This window comes from Phaeobacter sp. CAU 1743 (genome assembly GCF_039839315.1).
Taxonomy (GTDB): Bacteria; Pseudomonadota; Alphaproteobacteria; order Rhodobacterales; family Rhodobacteraceae; genus Phycobacter; species Phycobacter gallaeciensis_A.
The window spans coordinates 1-1,909 of sequence record NZ_JBDOQR010000176.1 but is presented as its reverse complement, the minus strand read 5'-3'; the positions used below and the strand labels follow the sequence as shown (position 1 = coordinate 1,909).

The following is a 1,909-nucleotide window of genomic DNA, read 5'->3' as shown; positions in this document are numbered from 1 at the left end:
TTTCTTCTTCATTGACTGGCGTAGCGCAGGAAAGGCGGGCTGTTTGGGCATCGGCGGGCATCCTTCAAGGTCCCGCTCAGTCTACCGCAACCCGCTCAGAGCACGAGGTTTTTCAGACTTTCCCTAAACTGTCCCATTGGTGCTGACGTCAGACACAAGCCGCACTGAAAGAACTGCATCCGCGCTTGTATGTGAAAGCCGGAAAGGCTGGCCGGTATGATCATGCCTTCTACTTCTATCGAGAAAACCCCAGCCACGCAGGCCGGAATGAGACATATAAACAAGGCGATAAGGTCGGAGCTGCGTCCAAAATCTGTCAAGAGACGGCTGACTTGGATCAGTTGGATCTGCGAGAACGGATCCAAGAATTGATACAGATGATTCGAGATGCAAACGATCTGTAGCGCCCTGCGGCGGCTTGGGCTCCTACACCCCAGCCAGAGGTGGCCGCGGAGAGGTAGGGGCGGCGTGGGGTTCTATGTTCCCGTATTTCGACCCTCCCGCTGCAGGATACGAACCATGTTCTGATAAGTATCTAACGCGGCAGAGTTCTGTCCGTTTTCAATCTGAGCGACGGCTTGTTGAATGTGTTTCCAAACCCAAGCGGCAGTGTGTTCTTGCTTGACCAAGGGAACAAGAGGCGGTGCAATTCTATAGTACTCTTCCACGATTTCAGCTCCATCTACAGTGGCGCAGAGGAAGTTGTCGCGAAAATCACGTAGGGTTTGCAGTTCATAGCAGTCATCGGGCAAGCCGATGTGTTCGCAAGCGGCGGTGGTCAAGAAACACCATCCCTTGTCCTTGTCTTTCTTCTTTCGCTTTTCGTCCTCATCGCTATCGTCGAACCACCCAGCCTTGCTAGGAACCTCCTCGACATCGTCGCCATCAGTTCCATTTGGGTGAAAAGTCTCCTCGTAATCAGTCATTCCTACTTCCTTTCCTATTTCTCTACAGCAAACTTGCTTGGGTGGAACTTCTCTAAGTGCCGTCAATATAGCGGGTTAGGAGGGTATTCTGAGCCGCGTAATTTTGAAGCGGCATAAAAAATCTAAGTGGCAGCCCCAGCCACGCACGCCAGCTGAGGTTAGAGTCATGGGACTTTCCGGGTCAACACGTATTTCGCCAGCCACTGCCAGTAGGTCGCAGCATCAGTGGCCCCCTTTGACCGGGCAAGGGCTCGGGGTCGAAAGCTGGCAGCTCCTGCGCAGCGACGGATAGGCCAGCGCCCCAAACGAAAAAGGCCCACCGCCATCCTGAGGACAGAGGTGAGCCAGCAAGGTCATGCAGTAAAGGGCTTCAGTTTCCCTTTGCTGAGGCGGCCTTCCAGAGAGACGACGTCGTCCGGGTCGCTGGCGAGGAACTGATCATTCTTCGGGGCGAAGATGATGGGTTGGTCGAATACGAGGACACTGACGAAACGATCAGGATGCGGGAGGAGGTGCGCCGCTATAATGAGGTCATCGGGGACGCTTTCATTGACATTCCTGTTCTTGATGAGCCCCAGGTTGATGACGTTGCCACCGATCATCATCACAAGCGAACCCGACGGATCTTCAGCAGATCAGACTGGAACCTGAACGGGCGCTTTCATGGGGGCTGGTGGCAGCAGATCAACAGCGACTGGCGTTCCCGGATCTTCATCAACGACACGCCGGTGGTCGAGGTGGACTTTCGCAGTCTGCATGTCTCCTTGCTGAGCCTGGAGGCCGGTGTTGAGCTGACCTACGATCCTTATGATATACCTGATGGTTTGCTTGGTGGAGTGCCCCCTCAACTGCAACGCGGTCGTGTCTCGGAGTTGGTGGAAATTTGAAGGCGGCGTAATCTCCGGGTGAACATCCACCCACCCAACCGGCGGCGGCAACCGCCAGGGAGATCACGCCATGACCAAGAATACCTATACTTCCAG

At 54.7% G+C, this 1,909-nt stretch carries 2 protein-coding genes; one reads left to right on the top strand and one right to left on the bottom strand.

The window, feature by feature from the left end; all coding sequences use genetic code 11:
• Nucleotides 1–476: 476 nt before the first annotated feature.
• The gene (locus tag AAFO90_RS24765; RefSeq protein WP_347511174.1) at nt 477–926 is read right to left on the bottom strand and encodes a CFI-box-CTERM domain-containing protein; all 450 of its coding nucleotides are present in this window, start codon (nt 924–926) and stop codon (nt 477–479) included.
• 464 nt (nt 927–1,390) lie between these two features.
• Between AAFO90_RS24765 and AAFO90_RS24760 the strand changes: the two genes are divergently transcribed.
• Nucleotides 1,391–1,813, top strand: coding sequence for a hypothetical protein (locus AAFO90_RS24760; RefSeq protein WP_347511173.1), 423 nt, complete (start codon nt 1,391–1,393; stop codon nt 1,811–1,813).
• Nucleotides 1,814–1,909 lie beyond the last annotated feature (96 nt).